The sequence below is a fragment of the Desulfovibrio sp. ZJ200 genome (genome assembly GCF_011039095.1).
Taxonomy (GTDB): Bacteria; Desulfobacterota; Desulfovibrionia; order Desulfovibrionales; family Desulfovibrionaceae; genus Desulfovibrio.
The window spans coordinates 1-14703 of record NZ_JAAKEH010000059.1 but is presented as its reverse complement, the minus strand read 5'-3'; the positions used below and the strand labels follow the sequence as shown (position 1 = coordinate 14703).

General features: G+C 60.8%; 15 protein-coding genes, 1 tRNA gene and 1 pseudogene. 8 read left to right on the top strand and 9 right to left on the bottom strand.

Annotated features, from left to right (window positions below):
- Positions 1–161: 161 nt before the first annotated feature.
- The 3 genes from G7Y52_RS15070 to G7Y52_RS13005 all read left to right on the top strand — a co-directional run bounded on the left by G7Y52_RS15070 (position 162) and on the right by G7Y52_RS13005 (position 2223).
- Entirely contained in the window at positions 162–353 is a 192-nt protein-coding gene (locus G7Y52_RS15070; protein ID WP_206215306.1) for a hypothetical protein, read from the top strand.
- A 522-nt stretch (positions 354–875) separates the two neighbouring features.
- The gene (locus G7Y52_RS15065; RefSeq protein WP_206215305.1) at positions 876–1223 is read left to right on the top strand and encodes a hypothetical protein; all 348 of its coding nucleotides are present in this window, start codon (positions 876–878) and stop codon (positions 1221–1223) included.
- A 37-nt stretch (positions 1224–1260) separates the two neighbouring features.
- On the top strand, positions 1261–2223 hold the full coding sequence (locus G7Y52_RS13005) for a site-specific integrase (RefSeq protein ID WP_206215304.1): 963 nt from the start codon (positions 1261–1263) through the stop codon (positions 2221–2223).
- A 12-nt stretch (positions 2224–2235) separates the two neighbouring features.
- Here G7Y52_RS13005 and G7Y52_RS13000 read toward each other — a convergent pair.
- The 5 genes from G7Y52_RS13000 to hisD form a co-directional block, all read right to left on the bottom strand.
- Positions 2236–2327: transfer RNA gene (locus G7Y52_RS13000), tRNA-Ser, on the bottom strand.
- A 298-nt stretch (positions 2328–2625) separates the two neighbouring features.
- Positions 2626–2760, bottom strand: a complete 135-nt coding sequence (locus G7Y52_RS15525; RefSeq protein WP_277424314.1) for a hypothetical protein — start codon at positions 2758–2760, stop codon at positions 2626–2628.
- A 222-nt stretch (positions 2761–2982) separates the two neighbouring features.
- Positions 2983–3747, bottom strand: coding sequence for an enoyl-ACP reductase (locus G7Y52_RS12995; RefSeq protein ID WP_165072584.1), 765 nt, complete (start codon positions 3745–3747; stop codon positions 2983–2985).
- 73 nt (positions 3748–3820) lie between these two features.
- Complete coding sequence (locus G7Y52_RS12990; RefSeq protein ID WP_165072582.1) at positions 3821–4708, bottom strand: phosphoribosylaminoimidazolesuccinocarboxamide synthase; 888 nt, start codon at positions 4706–4708, stop codon at positions 3821–3823.
- A gap of 31 nt (positions 4709–4739) precedes the next feature.
- A complete protein-coding gene (gene hisD, locus G7Y52_RS12985; protein ID WP_165072580.1) occupies positions 4740–6044 on the bottom strand; it encodes a histidinol dehydrogenase in 1305 nt (434 codons plus the stop codon).
- Between the two features lie 772 nt (positions 6045–6816).
- Here hisD and G7Y52_RS12980 point away from each other — a divergent pair.
- From G7Y52_RS12980 to G7Y52_RS12960, 5 genes are all read left to right on the top strand, one after another.
- Complete coding sequence (locus G7Y52_RS12980) at positions 6817–7419, top strand: nucleotide exchange factor GrpE (protein WP_165072578.1); 603 nt, start codon at positions 6817–6819, stop codon at positions 7417–7419.
- A gap of 373 nt (positions 7420–7792) precedes the next feature.
- Complete coding sequence (locus tag G7Y52_RS12975; RefSeq protein ID WP_165072576.1) at positions 7793–8110, top strand: hypothetical protein; 318 nt, start codon at positions 7793–7795, stop codon at positions 8108–8110.
- Between the two features lie 231 nt (positions 8111–8341).
- Complete coding sequence (locus G7Y52_RS12970) at positions 8342–10159, top strand: GNAT family N-acetyltransferase (RefSeq protein ID WP_241159752.1); 1818 nt, start codon at positions 8342–8344, stop codon at positions 10157–10159.
- A complete protein-coding gene (locus tag G7Y52_RS12965; RefSeq protein WP_206215303.1) occupies positions 10156–11061 on the top strand; it encodes a hypothetical protein in 906 nt (301 codons plus the stop codon). Before G7Y52_RS12970 ends, G7Y52_RS12965 begins: the two co-directional genes overlap by 4 nt.
- Positions 11058–12149 (top strand): radical SAM protein, encoded by a 1092-nt coding sequence (locus G7Y52_RS12960; RefSeq protein ID WP_165072574.1) that lies wholly within the window; start codon positions 11058–11060, stop codon positions 12147–12149. The genes G7Y52_RS12965 and G7Y52_RS12960 overlap by 4 nt, the downstream gene beginning before the upstream one ends.
- 145 nt (positions 12150–12294) lie before the next feature.
- Here G7Y52_RS12960 and G7Y52_RS12955 read toward each other — a convergent pair whose 3' ends face one another.
- The 4 genes and pseudogenes from G7Y52_RS12955 to G7Y52_RS12940 all read right to left on the bottom strand — a co-directional run.
- The gene (locus tag G7Y52_RS12955; protein ID WP_165072572.1) at positions 12295–12930 is read right to left on the bottom strand and encodes a hypothetical protein; all 636 of its coding nucleotides are present in this window, start codon (positions 12928–12930) and stop codon (positions 12295–12297) included.
- Positions 12927–14213, bottom strand: coding sequence for a TIGR02710 family CRISPR-associated CARF protein (locus G7Y52_RS12950; protein ID WP_165072569.1), 1287 nt, complete (start codon positions 14211–14213; stop codon positions 12927–12929). Before G7Y52_RS12950 ends, G7Y52_RS12955 begins: the two co-directional genes overlap by 4 nt.
- Positions 14210–14464, bottom strand: a complete 255-nt coding sequence (locus G7Y52_RS12945) for a hypothetical protein (RefSeq protein WP_165072567.1) — start codon at positions 14462–14464, stop codon at positions 14210–14212. The genes G7Y52_RS12950 and G7Y52_RS12945 overlap by 4 nt, the downstream gene beginning before the upstream one ends.
- A 111-nt stretch (positions 14465–14575) precedes the next feature.
- Positions 14576–14703 (bottom strand): annotated as a pseudogene (locus tag G7Y52_RS12940) (IS481 family transposase); the annotation flags it as partial.

Sequence of the window (14703 nt, the reverse complement as noted above, 5' to 3'; positions counted from 1 at the left end):
CTGGTTGCATTGAGGAGGGAAAAGAAATGAACCAGACAGCTGTACCTGAGACCATACCGGAGGAAAACCTATGACCGACTCCGCGTGCTGGACGAAAGAACCGCCCACAAAGCGCGGCCTCGGCTGGAACGCAAACCCCTGGGTCATCAGTTTCAAAGGAAATGGCAAAAAATTTCAATAGCAACACAACGAACAATGACGAGTGGCTTACGCCGCCGGAAATCCTGCGCGCGCTGGGGCCATTCGATCTGGACCTTGCCGCCCCCATTGTTCGCCCTTGGGGCATGGCCGCGCGTCACTACACCAAAGAGGACGACGGCATGGCGCAGCCCTGGGAGGGCGCGTCTGGCTGAATCCACCCTATGGAAAGGAGACATTCCGCTGGATTGCCCGGCTGGCCGAACATGGCAGCGGCCTCGCACTGATCTTTGCCCGTACAGAGACGCAGGGCTTCCATGCCCAAATCTGGAACAAAGCCCGTGCGCTCTTTTTTTTCCAAGGGCGACTCCGCTTCCATTACATCTCCGGCGAGCGGGGCGGTACGGCCAATGCGCCCTCGTGCCTGGTGGCGTATTCCGAACCCGATGCCGCCAAACTCCATGCGGCACTCACAACCGGGCTGCTGAAAGGCAAGCTCATCTTTTTGGAGTAGTGCAATGCAAGAGATCATCTTCCCGCCTCCGGGCAGTGACAAGGCCATAGCCCAAGGTTGCACATGTCCAGTCTGGGATAACTGCCAAGGCCGTGGCTATGGGGCTGACTGGACGAAACACGGCTGGATCGTTCAAGGGGACTGCCCTCTGCATGGTCGGATAGCTGAAGAAATTGCGGCGGCGGCGCAAGCGAATAACCACCAATAATTGATCCGGGACGTTATGATGGACACCGAACTCCTGACGGCAGATGAAATGTGCGAGAGGCTCAAAACCAGCTTTGGCACGTTTCGCAGGACTTGGAGGCGCTGGAAGCACGAGCGCGTGGGTGAGGGCAATACGCTCCGTTCCATGCGCTTCTACTGGCAGGCCGGGCCGGTCAGGGCGGAGGCAATCAATGGCGGTAGCGAAGTATCAGACAAAGAACGGCCCGCGATGGATCGCGGACGTTTACCAGGATGGGATACGCATCGGAAGGAAGGCAGGCTTCCGAAGTCGCCGAGAAGCTCTGGCATGGGAAGAAGAACAGAAGAGCTTGAGGCAGCAGCCAGACGATATGGTTTTGCGTGACGTGTGTACTGCCCATCTCCTCTATTGTGAGAGTCGATTGAAACCCAACACAATATCCTACAAAAAGACAGCATACCGAAGATTTATTGAGTTCGCAGGGGCAATGACACCTTTCCGAAGCATAGGAAAGGCAACGATAGACGGCTTTGTGGCAGTGGCAGCAAAAATGATAAGCAAAAAAACCGCCAATAAGTACAAAACGGAGCTTTCCTCGCTCTGGGCATGGGCTGGCAAAGAAGGTTACGCCGCAGACAATCCGCCCCGGCAGATTGACGCTTATGCTATCAAAAAAGCCGTGAAATACGTCCCCCCTGCGAATGATATAAAAAGCCTTCTGGATGCTGCCAAACCAGGCTTTGAGCATGACTTCCTGATCTGCCTGCTTCACACGGCGGCCAGAATTTCGGAAATTCGACTGCTGGCATGGGAAGATGTTGATCTGGAGAGGAGGGTCATTACCCTCTGGACATCCAAAAGACGGGGCGGGAACATGGAGGCGAGAAAAATCGCCATGTCTGATACGCTCTACCAGGTATTGAGCCGCTTGAGAGAATCAGACCCCAGGGAGGCACGGCATGTCTTCACCGATCCGAGTACGGGGAACGCCTTCACGCGCACCAGCAACCGCATCAAGTACCTGATGCGCGATTTGTGCCTGCGCGCAGGGGTTCGGCATTTCGGAGCGCACAGCCTTCGGCACTTCATGGCTACCGGCTTCCACGATCCCTACAAGGCGCAAAAAGTCCTGGGCCATCAGAACCTGAAAACGACCGAAATCTACCTTCACGATCTGGGCGTGGACAGGGAGGCTGCATCCGTTTTTGAGGACATCACCAATCGAATCACCAATGGGGAAAATTCCGCTCCGAACACTGCCATGCAGGAAGGCGAAAATACCCCCGAAAGGGGCCCCGTTATAAATTCCACCAATGAAATCACCAATGAAATCACCAATCGTAAAAATTCCACCAATGAAAAAAGGGATTACTTTTTACAGTAACCCCTTGAAATCTGGCGGAGAGGGGGAGATTCGAACTCCCGGTGCGCTGTTAACGCACACACGATTTCCAATCGTGCTCCTTAGACCAGCTCGGACACCTCTCCGGATGCGAACGCCGTTACGCGCCGCTGAAAGTCGGACCTGTATATGCCAAAACCCTGGCCTCTGCAAGCAAAAAATACGCGCGATGCCGTTTACCACAAATTATCCGGCAGCTTGCCGTCCGGGGGCGTATCGCTTTTTTCCCTCCACCGGAGGTGCTCAATATGCGGCGCTCACGGGGCATGATTGTTGAACGGCGTGCCTTCGCAGCCTTTTTTGAGCAGCCGGGCCAGGGCCAGGACGATCAGAATGGTCAGAATGCTCCAGATCACAGGCGCGCCTTTTCAAAAACGTGGGGCCTCAGGATTCGGGCTTGTCGTCATCTTTTTTGCCGGGCGGGCGTTTTTTGGCGCTCGTGGCCGCGTGGTAAAAAGCCCAGAGTCCGAATCCGGCCAGCAGAAGAATGCCGAGCGCATTAAGCGTCATATAGTCCATGCGTTTGATCCTGCACAGAGCCGGGCTGAATGTGTACAACCGCTCTTGCTCCCGCCGGCTCCGGCTCTGAAACGCGATCCTGCCGGGAGGCAGCGGCCGCCGGGCGATCTCCCGGTCCGGCTCTGCGGCGGAGCGGCGCGGCCGTGGGCAGCGCCGCCTGCCTTTTCCAGCCGCCGCTGGACCTCGCGGCCACTGCAAGCGGCATGTTTCGAGCGCCGGCCTTTAAATCCCCAACTGACTGAAGCCGCTGTCCACATAGATCACTTCGCCGGTGACCGCATGCGCCAGCTCCGAAGCCAGAAAGACCGCCGCGCCGCCCACATCCGTGGTGCTGACGTTGCGGCGCAATGGCGCGTGGCTTTCCACATGGTTGAAAATGTCCTTGAGGCTGGATACGGCCGAAGCTGCCAGGGTTTTAATGGGCCCGGCGCTGATGGCGTTGACGCGCACCCCCTTGGGGCCCAGATCATAGGCCAGGTAGCGCACGGAAGCCTCCAGCGCGGCTTTGGCCACGCCCATGACGTTGTAGCCGGGAATTATTTTGGTCGAGCCGTGATAGGTCATGCTGATCACGGAGGCCCCATCCTGCAGCAAGGGCTCAAAGGCCCGGCAAACGCCGGTGAGCGAATAGGCGGAAACTTCCAGGGCCAGTCTGAAGCCCTCACGCGAGGTATCCACAAAGCGGCCGCAGAGATCCTCGCGATTGGCAAAAGCCACGGAATGCACCAGCACATCCACATTGCCCCATTTTTCTTTGACCAGATCCGCGGCGGCGGCAATCTGCGCGTCATCGCAGACGTCGCATTGAAAGGTGAATTCGCCGCCGAGTTCCGCGCTCAGGGGCTCCACCCGCTTTTTGATGGCTTCGCCCACATAGTTGAAGGCCAGACGGGCCCCGTGGGCCTTGAGACATGAGGCAATGCCGTAGGCGATGCTTCTATTGTTGGCGAGACCCATGATCACGGCTTTTTTTCCTTGCAACAGCATGGCTTCTCCTTGAAAAATGCGCCGGTTTCCCGGTTGGCGGTTGACGGTAAGCAGGCGGAAGCGGTTTTTTGCGTCAAATTCTGCTGGTCAGAATTTCATAGGCTTCCTGATAGCGTTCAGCAGTGGCCTTGATTACCTCTTCAGGCAGATGCGGCGGAGGCGCTTGCATGTTCCAGGGCTGTTTTTTCAGCCAGTCACGCAGATATTGCTTGTCAAAGCTGGGTTGGCTTTGGCCGGGCGTATACCGGGCCGCGTGCCAGAAGCGCGAGGAATCCGGCGTGAGCACTTCGTCGATAAGGTGCAGGCGACCGTCGATAAAGCCGAATTCAAACTTGGTGTCGGCCACGATGATGCCGCGCCCGGCGGCATAGGCGCGCGCGGCCTCGTAAATCTCCAGGGCGGTCCGGGCAACCTGCCGGGCCGCAGCCTCGCCGATCAGGCCTTCGGCGTCGGCCACGCTGATGTTTTCGTCGTGCTTGCCGAGTTCGGCTTTGGTGGATGGGGTAAACAGGGCGGGCTCAAGTTTGTCCGACTCCCGCAGGCCGGCAGGCAGATCGTAGCCGCAGAGCGTGCCCGTGGCCTGGTAATCCTTCCAGCCGGAGCCTGTGATATACCCGCGCACAATGCATTCCACCGGCAGAGGCCTGGCCTTGCGGGCCAGCACGGCGCGGCCCTCCAGCTCGTCCCGCCAGGGGGCGAGCGCCTCGGGGAAACGGTCCACATCGCTTTCCAGCAGGTGATTGGGAATAATGTCCTTGAACCTGTTCATCCAAAAGAGGGTGAGCTTGTTGAGGATCACGCCTTTGTAAGGAATGGGCTCGCTCATAATCACGTCAAAGGCCGACATGCGGTCTGTCGTGACAATCAGGAGCGTGTTTTCATCCACGTCGTAAATATCGCGGACTTTGCCGCGCGAGAGCAGGGGATAGGCTGTAATGTCCGTTTTGACGACAACTTTCATGATGGCTCCTGAGTATGCCCGTTGGGCCGGGTCACTTGTTTTTGCGCGCTTCCACGGAGCGGGCATGGGCCTCAAGGCCCTCCAGGCGCGCCAGACCGGCAATGGCCTGGAGGTTTTGTCGCAGAAATTCCGGCGAGGCGGCCACGATGCTGGTTTTTTTGCAGAAGGTCTGCACGGAAAGCGCCGAGGAGAAACGCGCCGTGCCCAGGGTGGGGAGGACGTGATTGGGCCCGGCGTAATAATCCCCTGCGGCTTCGGGGCTGTGCTGCCCGAGAAAAACAGCGCCCGCGTGACGGATGTGCGGCAGCACGCTCCAGGGATCGCGGGTGCAGATTTCCAGATGTTCCGGCGCGACCCGGTTGGCCACGCCCACAGCCGTGGCGAGATTGGGCGTCACCACGATGGCGCCCCAATCCATGAGCGAACGGGCCGCGGTCTGGGCACGGGGCAGGGCTACGCACTGGCTCTCCAATTCCCGTTGCAGGCTTTCGGCCAGACGGGCGTCGTCCGTGACGCAGATGGCCGAAGCCAAGGGGTCATGCTCGGCCTGTGAAAGCATATCCGCGGCCAGCCAGGCGGGGTTGGCCGAAGCGTCGGCCAGAATCAGCACTTCGCTGGGCCCGGCGATCATATCGATGCCCACCGTGCCCTGCACCAGCCGTTTGGCTGTGGTCACATAAATATTGCCCGGTCCGGCGATGACGTCCACAGGGCCGATGCTCTGTGTGCCGCAGGCCAGGGCGCCAACAGCCCAGGCCCCGCCCACGCGGTAAACCTCGTCGATGTCCAGCAGGTGCGCGGCGGCCAGAATATGCGGGCTGACGCTGCCGTCCTTGCGCGGCGGGGTGCAGACGGCCAGCCTGGGCACCCCGGCCACCTGAGCCGGGATGGCATTCATCAACAGGCTTGAAACCAGGGGCGTATTGCCGCCCTGGCCGCCCGGCACATAGAGGCCTACGCTGTCCACAGGCAAGACCCTCTGCCCAAGGATGCTGCCGTCCGCCCGGGTCAGAAACCAGGATTTTTCAAGCTGGGCTTCATGGAAGGCTCGGATATTGGCCGCGGCTCCGCTGATGTGCTCCCGGCTTTCAATGGAAACCGAAGCCGCGGCGCGGGCAATGTCCTGTTCGCTCACGCGCAGCGGCGGGGCAAACTCCGGGCAGTCAAAGCGCCGCGTATAGTCAACGAGCGCTTCATCGCCATTGCTGCGCACCGCCGCGAGGATTTCGCGCACGGCGCTTTCAACCCCATCGCCGGGATCGCGGCGGCCTTGCAGCCACTGGGAGGCTTTGGGCCAGTCCTGCTCACTTTGCAGGGTCAGGATTCTGCATGTCATAGGCATTTCCCTCACGTCAATCGTGGCAATATACCGAAGCGGCGCAGGAATGTCGAGGCTGGACGCTTGCATGGGCAGGGCAGATGCATCTTCTGCGGCAGCCCTGGTCTTTTTGCTCGAGACATTCACCTTTTCGCTGATTTTCAGAAAAATTCGTTTTGAATTTCAGATGGTTGCAATATCATTTTCATTGAAAGCGTGAAAGTCTCTTTTGCTCCTCCGGCTTGACAGCCGGGCGCGGCGATCTTACATCCATAAAGATAGCGAGGCTGCCTTATAGAGCCTTGGCAGAGCGCAAAGATGCCTTCCGGAGCAAACGGTCGCCCGGCTTACACTAGAGCGTTTTTGCTAATGAAATTAGCTAAACGCTCTGGCGGCCGCGGGAGCGGACGCCCGCGCCGGCGGTAGCCGTCAGCAAGCTTTGCTTGCTTGCGGATAGCGACAGCGGTTGCGTTGGCTGGCTGTCGCAGTAACCAGTTGCTGTCTTCATCCGTAGCTTCCTTCGTCGCAACGGCTGAAGCAATGAGCCTGAAAACCACGCTTTTCAGGCGCTTGTCCCGCTTGCGGGGGCTTGTCCCGCTTGCGGGGAAATGATGGCAGCGCCGCTTTTGAAATTGAATAATTTCAAAAGCAAAATGCTCTATGAGCGGATTTCAGGCGCGGTCGTTGGCAAGGCGAAAGGCTGTACGGTCTTGCCTGCGGTTTTGCGGTCGGGACAGGCAGTGCCGCCTCGGCTTGCGCGGCTCCGGGGCGGCATATTTCAGGAGGAAGCATGCAGCGTCACAAGATGCATTCATATAAGCGGGCGGCTCAGGCCGGCGAGGATTTTGAGGACGGGGCCGAAGCGCAGACCCCAGAGGGCGAGCAAGCCCCTGAAAACGAAGCATTGCGCGACGATGCGCGACCGGCGGAAAATTTGGCGGAAAATCCCAAAGATGATCCTGCAGAGCGCTGCCGGGCTGAATTGGAAGAAGTGCGCCTGCGCGCGGCCGCCGAAATGGATAATTTCAAAAAGCGCCTCAGCCGCGAGCATGAAGAGCAACTGCGGTATGCCGCTGAAAAAGTGCTGAGTGATCTGCTGCCCACCCTGGACAACCTGGATCTGGCCCTGCAATACGGCAGCAAGAATGAGGCGTGCCGCGACATGCTTCAGGGCGTGGCCATGACGCACAAGCTTTTGCTGGAGGCCGTGACCAGGCACGGCTTGACAAGCCTGGGCGAGGAGGGCGAGCCGTTCACCCCGGAAACGCAGGAAGCCGTGGGCTTTGAAGCGCGGCCGGATCTTGCGCCCGGCGTGGTGTCGCGCGTGCTGCAGCGCGGATACAAGCTCGGAGATCGTCTGTTGCGCCCGGCCAAGGTGATGATCAACCAGTAAGCGGCTTGCGCGTCTGCGCAGAGCCCGGCGCGTAAGCCGGGAAGCAAAAAACAATTGGGGAACAGGCTTGCGGCCAGCCAGGCAGGCTGCATGGTCCTGCCCCTTATCACATCCAGAAGGATGATGTCCGGTGAGGGATCGCCGGTCGTCAGGCGCAGAGCGTCCCTCCCGTTCCTGGCAAACATGATTGTGATACTGGCTGTAGTGCTGGTCAACGTATTTCCCCTCACTGCGGCCCCCTATTGAGGTAGGCGTCCACGAGCTGCCCGACCGTTACCCTGTCACGGGCTGCGGGGTCTATGCCGGTATCGGCGATTTCAGCAATGAATTTTGCCCGTTCACGTTTGACCAATGCGGGTCGGACACCCTCACTGTGTCTGCCGACCGTTTTCCAGTGCCCCTTGCCCTGAGCATCGGTATAGCAAAAACAGTAGATGCGATCCGGCTCTCCCGTCTTGGGGTTGCGCTTTTTGGAAGACAGTCGACAGAAAACGCCCTCAAACTTTGTTTTTATGTATTTTCAGGTAGTTACGTCGTTCATGAAAGCATGATAACGGCGAATCCCTCAAAAGGGAAGATGATTATCCGTCCATTATCCAAAACGGATTTCCGGGATAAAAATGATGAAGATAATTATTTGTTTTTATTGATAATTTTTGTGTTATTCATGAAAATATGTGAGGGACTTTGAGAGTGAAATTCCTTTCTCAATTACATGAAATTACAATCAATTTTTTACGGAAATCATCGCAAAGGCGAATCCCTCGGCAAGCGGTTCGGGGGACGGGTGCGGATTGTCAGCACATAAGCCTTCATGCGAACGCTGGCGCTCTTGTCAAGAAGCCTTCCGGAGGCTAGCGTAAAGGCGAACTATGCGGGAGCAGTCAGGTCCCGTCCATCGTCCTCCCCAGGAAGTCGCGCCATGACCGCCATGCCCACGGACTTTGTTACCATCCGGGCCACGGTGCCCGAACACTCGACGGCCTTCATGGCAGCCATGTCCGGCGGCACGCCCTTTGTGGAAGACGGTTTTCTGTTTTTTAGCGGGTCGGACGGCTCGGACAGGCCGGACGTCGCCCCCTGGCTGACGGCCGTGGCCTATCCCCTGGCCGATGAACTCCCGGCCTGGGCTGCGCCGGATACGCTCGGGGACACTGGACCGAAAGCTCCGCTGCGACAGACTATGGAGGCCTTTGAAGCGGCTCTGACCAAGGCTCTGCGCCGTACAGGCGCACGCCGATGCTGGCTGGTCGGACCGGTTGCGCCGGAGCGCCTGGAGCCCTTCGTCACTGAGCGGGATGAAGTGTATATCCTGGATGTAAACGCGCCGACGCCCGCCCGCCTGCGCAATGTCCTCGCCCGCAGTCCCCTGCGTGTGCGGGAAGGCAAGGAGTTCACCCCGGCCCATCGTCGCCTGTGGACGGAATTCATGGGCCGGGCGGCTCTGCGCCCCAACGTGCGCGAATTGTACGCGCGCACCGCTTCGGTCCTGAACGCGCCGGGTACGGATCTGCGCCTGTTTGACGCCGTGGACGCGGAAGGCCGGGTGGCGGCCAGTCTGCTTCTGGATTTCGCGCCGCCGCGCTTCTGCACCTATCTCATCGGCGCGCATTCCCGTGCGCACTACGCGCCCCACGCCACGGATCTTTTATTCCGAGCCATGCTCGAAGCCGCCCGGCGTGAAGGCAAGGCCTTTATTCATCTGGGCGTGGGCGTCAACGAAGGTATCCGGCGCTTCAAGCGCAAATGGGGAGGTCGCCCGGTGCTGCCCTATGTGGCGGCCGCCTGGGAGGAACGCCCCGCCGCTTCCCCCCCGCCCGTCGCCCCGGGCGCCGACGTGGTGCGCGCGCTGCTGACGGCCGGTCCGACCGACAAGTGGCGTTTCGTCCTCGATCAACCCGAGCAGCGCCCCTTCGCCATGCTCTGGCGTGTGGACAAAAACGGCCATACCTCATGGCTGGGCGGCACGGCCCACTTTTTCTGTTGTTCGTTTGAACGATCCTTGCGCCGCCTGTTTGAAAAGGTGGATACCATCATCCTGGAAGGACCGCTGGATCAGGACAGTCTGGCCGAAGTGGATGAGGCGGGCCGCGTCGCGCCGCCGCCGGGCGAAAGCGTGCTCGATCATCTGACGGGGGCCGACGTGATCCTCCTGGAACGCGTTTTGTGCCGCCGCCGTCTGCTGGCCGACGGACCGCCCCCCGCGCCGGACGTGCTGCGCGAGCTTTTGGGCCGAACCCGGCCGTGGTACGCCTTTTTTTCGCTGTGGACTCTGTTTCTGGAACAACGCGGCTGGAAGCAGTCCGTAGACCTGGAAATATGGAATCTGGCCGGGGACATGGGCAAAACAGTATTCGGCATGGAAACCGTGGCGGAGCAGATCGCCGCGCTGGAAGCCGCGCCCATGGAGCGCATCGTGCGCTTTTTACGCGACTGCCGCCGCTGGGACGCCTATCGCAGACGCAACGCGGCATCCTATCTGGCCGGAAATCTGGAAGGCATGCTGGGCACCAGCACGGAGTTTCCCTCGCGCACCGAACACATCATAGACCACCGCGACCAGCGCTTCCGCGAGCGCATGCGGCCCTGGCTGGAACGGGGCGGCGCGGCGGTGTTCGTGGGATCGGCCCATCTGCTCAATCTGCGGCGCATGCTGACCGAGGACGGCTTTACCCTGCGGCGGGTACTGCCCACCTGGAGACATCGTCTGTCCGCTTTATGGAACAAGGAGACGCTATGACGACGGCGTTGCCCCGGCCGGGCGTGACGGCCCCGCCTGGAGTGGCGGGCCTGGCGGCCTCCGCCGTGGTGCCCGAACAGGCGCCCGCCTATGTGCAGGCCGTGTCCGGGCTTGTCCCCGGCGTATCACCTGCGGGCTTTCTGCAATACGCGGCGGGCGACGGCTTTATTCTGGTAGCCTACGATGGCTACGGCGCGGAGCGTTCCCCGCAGGCGTGGGAAGAAGCCGTGGCCGCTTCGGCGGCCGCCGTGGCTGCTTCCGCGCGCCGCATCACGGTTTTGGGCCCACGCCGCCCGGCCTGCGCCCCGCCCGGAGCCAAAACCGGTGAAGCGGACGCCTGGTGGGCCTTGGACCTGCCCCCCGCCCCGCCCTTCGTGCCCGCCTCGGGCAAGGTGCGCAACATGGTACGCCGGGCCCGGCGAGAGGTCGAGGTGGCGGTGGAGAATTGGGGGCCGGAAGCCAAAGCCCTGGTGGACGACTACCTGCGTGTCTGCTGCCTGGCCGAGGGCACGCGCTACATTTATGGCCGCCTCGACCGCTATCTGGCCGCTGCGCCGGACGCCCTTCTGTTCGCGGCGCGCGGACGGAAGGACGGCGCTTTGCGGGCCTTTGCCATAGGCGACTACAGCTCCCTCGGCGTGGCTTTCTACATGTTCGCCTTCCGGCGGCCGGACAGTCCTCCCGGCTGCGCCGACGCCCTGCTGAACGCCCTGCTGGACGAAGCGGCCAAACGGGGCCACACGTTGCTGAACCTGGGATTGGGCATCAATCCCGGCGTCGCCTTTTTCAAGCGCAAATGGAAGGCCCGGCCCTGGCTGCCCTATCTGGAAACAACCTGGGAATTTCCGGCGCGGGGATGCCTGGCCCGTCTGGCCGCCCTGTTCAAACGAGGCGCATCATGAGCGGGCGGCCCGATCCCCTGGACAATCCGGCCTTCCGGCCCGGCCTGTGGCGGGAACTGCGCGACGCCTTCCTGGCCCCGCCGCGCCCTCTGTCCTGCGTCCAAATGGAAGTGACCTCCGCCTGTTCGGGGCGCTGCATTTATTGCCCCCATACGACTCTGGCCGGGGTGTGGCGCTCGCGCGCCATGTCGGCTGAAGTGGTCGCAGCCCTGTGGCCCCTGCTGCGTCGCAGCCGCCGGGCCCATCTTCAAGGCTGGGGCGAACCGTTGCTGCACCCCCGCTTTTTCGACTTTACGGCCTTTGCCCGGCGGGCCGGCTGTCAGGTATCCACCACCACCTGCGGCCTGCGTATGGACGAAGATACGGCCGCCAGACTGGTGGACGGAGGTCTGGACGTGGTGGCCTTTTCGCTGGCGGGCACCGATCCGGCGTCCAACGGCGTCCGCGCGGGCGTGCCCTTCGCGCGGACCGTGGAAGCCATACGCACGCTCCAGCGGGTGCGCAAGGCACGGGGCGGTGTACATTTGGAAATCCACATTGCTTATCTCCTGCTGGCCGACCGCATGGAAGCCGTGACCCGGCTGCCCGAACTCATGAGCGAACTGGACGTCCCCGCCGCCGTGATCAGCACACTGGATTACATCGCCGCGCCGGGCCAGGAGGCGCTGGCCTTCGCCCCCCCGGTCACGCCCAGGGCCGAAACCAGACTGCGCGCCGCCCGCGCCCTGCTGGAAGACGCCGCAGCCCGTGCCCGAGCCGCCGGACGCGTCTTCCACTATGCCTTGCCCGGCCCTCTTCCCCTGCCCGTCTGCCGCGAAAACGCTACCCACACCGTATATGTGGACGCCGACGGCACGCTGTCGCCCTGCGTGTACCTCAACGTGCCCGCCGCCGTGCCTCCGGGCCATCCCGGCGACCGACGGCAGACCTTCGGCTCCGTTCTCGACCGCGACGCCTGGGAATTGTGGAACGAGCCGGCCTACGCGGACTACCGCGCCCGCCTGTGCGCCGCTGAACCGCCCCTTGCCTGCCGAACCTGTCCCAAACGTTACGAAGAGGACGGCCGGGAACATATAGGTCAAGGCTAGAGCAGATTACCTTTGACTTTTTATGAAAGTCAAAGGTGGCATTCAGGCGAAAAACGCGGTTTTCGCCTGAATGTACGCCGCGTTGCGGCGGCTGCCGCTTGCGCGTCAGCAGAGCATTTTCAAAGTGAAAATGCTCTAAGCGGAATCACCATTCTTTCGCATAGGCCAATTTTAGCAGGGAAATCCCTTTTTGGCGCGTCTTTTCCTCCATGCGCGTGGCATTCGGATTTGTGCGGATTTGTTGCCAATCCCGCCAGGCAGTCTCGCTTATGGAAGATTTGGTGTCCGCGTCCACCACCTTCCAGAAAGCCACAAAAAAACCGCTGGCGGCGACTTCATGCAGGAGGTCAAACTTCTTGCCGGGCCGCAGTCGGGCGTAGCGCCCGGCTTTCATGTGAAGCCGTGCCGCGAGAATGCCGGCCCGCGTGTATTTATCGGAGAGGCCCAGATGGCGCGCCCAGACAGCGACGAGCCTCCTCCCGCGAGATTCGTGACCATAGTGGTGTGGCCAAAGGGCACGGGGAGTTGTCAGCTTGCCCGCATCATGACCCAGCGCCATCCAGACAGCCAGGGTATCCCCGGCCACGGCATCCATGCAGCGGGCCGTGTGTGCCAGCACCGTCCCCGAATGATAGGGGGCAGGCCCAGCCGGGATAGTGTCGGCATCGGCAAGAAAGGGGGGGAGCCACGCCTCGCGGCGGCGCACAGCCGCAAGCAGCGCCGCGCCCGGGGCCTCTGCCTGGAGCAGTGACTCAATAGCCGCGTGGCGTTTGTCTTTCATAGCAGAGCTTTCCAGTCAAGATGGGGGAATGTCGGCAGATCTTTCACATCGGTATGAAGAAACTCCAGTGCCGCAGCCAGCAGCTTTTCATACTTCTCCTTGCCTATGGGATCATACCCGTGAGCGAGCAATGAGCTGTTTCGTGACTGTAATGTTTTCTTCAGGGCATCCCCATGAGCCTGGAAGGACTTTCCCAAGGGATCATTCAGTGCGGCCAGCAGCTGGTATGATTTTTCCAAACCAACACGGGCAACACCTTCCGCGTCGGCCAGTGGCCGCCACTCGTCACGGATGGATGCCGGAACGCGGTCCAGCGGCACATGTCCATTATCAATGCTATGCCCTGTCCACAGGGCAATCTTGGCGCATTTTTCGATAGCGCTATAGAGTCGGGCCACGGCATCGTCATAATGCCCGGCGGCTGCGCAACGCCGCGCATTGCCCACGAGGTCAAGCAGATAGGGGCGTCCTCTCGCCTCCCCCTGCTGAGCAGAAGCGCACCTGAGAGCCGCCGCATCCTGCCTGAGGGCTTCCACCCGCTTCACATCCCGCTTGAGGGCGCTGAGCAGTTCAGAGAGGCGCGGATTTCGCACGCCATAGGGAGCCAGACGGCCGTGAGCCTGACTGAGGCATGTCTGGGCTTCCTTGTGATTAAAGCTGTCCCACGACATGTAGCCCGTTACCATGTCAGCAATGGCGCTGTAGAATTTTTTTTGTGCGCCATCCATATTTTCAGCGAGTGCCCGGGCTGTGGCCAGGGCATCCGCGAACTGGGCATGATTAAAGGCATAGGCCAGGGCCCGCACTTCGCGCAAGGCCAGCACATCCCAGGGGTTGGCATCCTGCACCACCTTTTCCGTTCCGGACTCCACAATGCCCAGCCCCTGCTTGGTACGGGCGCCGCCCCCGACATAGGAAAAGCGGCTCTTGAACTCCATCATAACCAGGGCCAATGCCGCCGACATGATCTTTGTGCCGCCAGTGATGTCCGCGACAAGCGGAATGTCCTCCGGCAGGGACATGTCCGCCAGGGCTTTGGCGATGCCCTCTCGCATATCTTTCACGCACTGCACCATGTCCTGATAATCACGCAGCGTGACAATCTGTGTATCCCCAATCTTCCATCCAAGGTCATTTTCAATTTCCTGACGGATTGTCGCGCGTGACTGCGGGGATGCCAGATATATCACATGGCTCGGGTGGTGATGACGGATGCTTGTGCGCAGGGGATCCGGCGTGCCCCCTACAGTGCAGACCATCACAATGGGTTCGGTAGTGCTCATGTTTCGTGGCTCCAGCTATTGTAGATGGCATTCTGGTCGGAGCTGTCCGCAAGCGGATACTCCGTGAAGGCGCACTGCCTCCCCCGGGCCTCCAGGGCCTTGCGCAAGAGGTGGGCAGCCCCTTTCATGGCAGGGGTGACCACGGCATGGATATGCACAGGGCCACTCCCCGGAAAGGAGGCGCCAAGCAGGCTGGGCAGCGCCTGCCGGGAAACGAGGACGATGTGATTTTTCAGCGGCGGAATGGGCATATCTGCTCTCACCAGGTACGTATGCAGAGCGATGGTGGAGAATTTGGATAAGCTGTAGTAGTTCAGACTTGATCTGACAGTAGTCTCCGTTTTGATGGGTCCGTTGTCTGGTTAGTTGAGCTGCCCGACCTTTTCCTTCCAGATGGCCTTGCCGTCAAGCAGGGTTTGCATGGGCGTCCGTCCGCAACACATCTTGCCCTGGTGGCTTCGCTCCGTGTTGTACTCATTCAGCCAGGCAT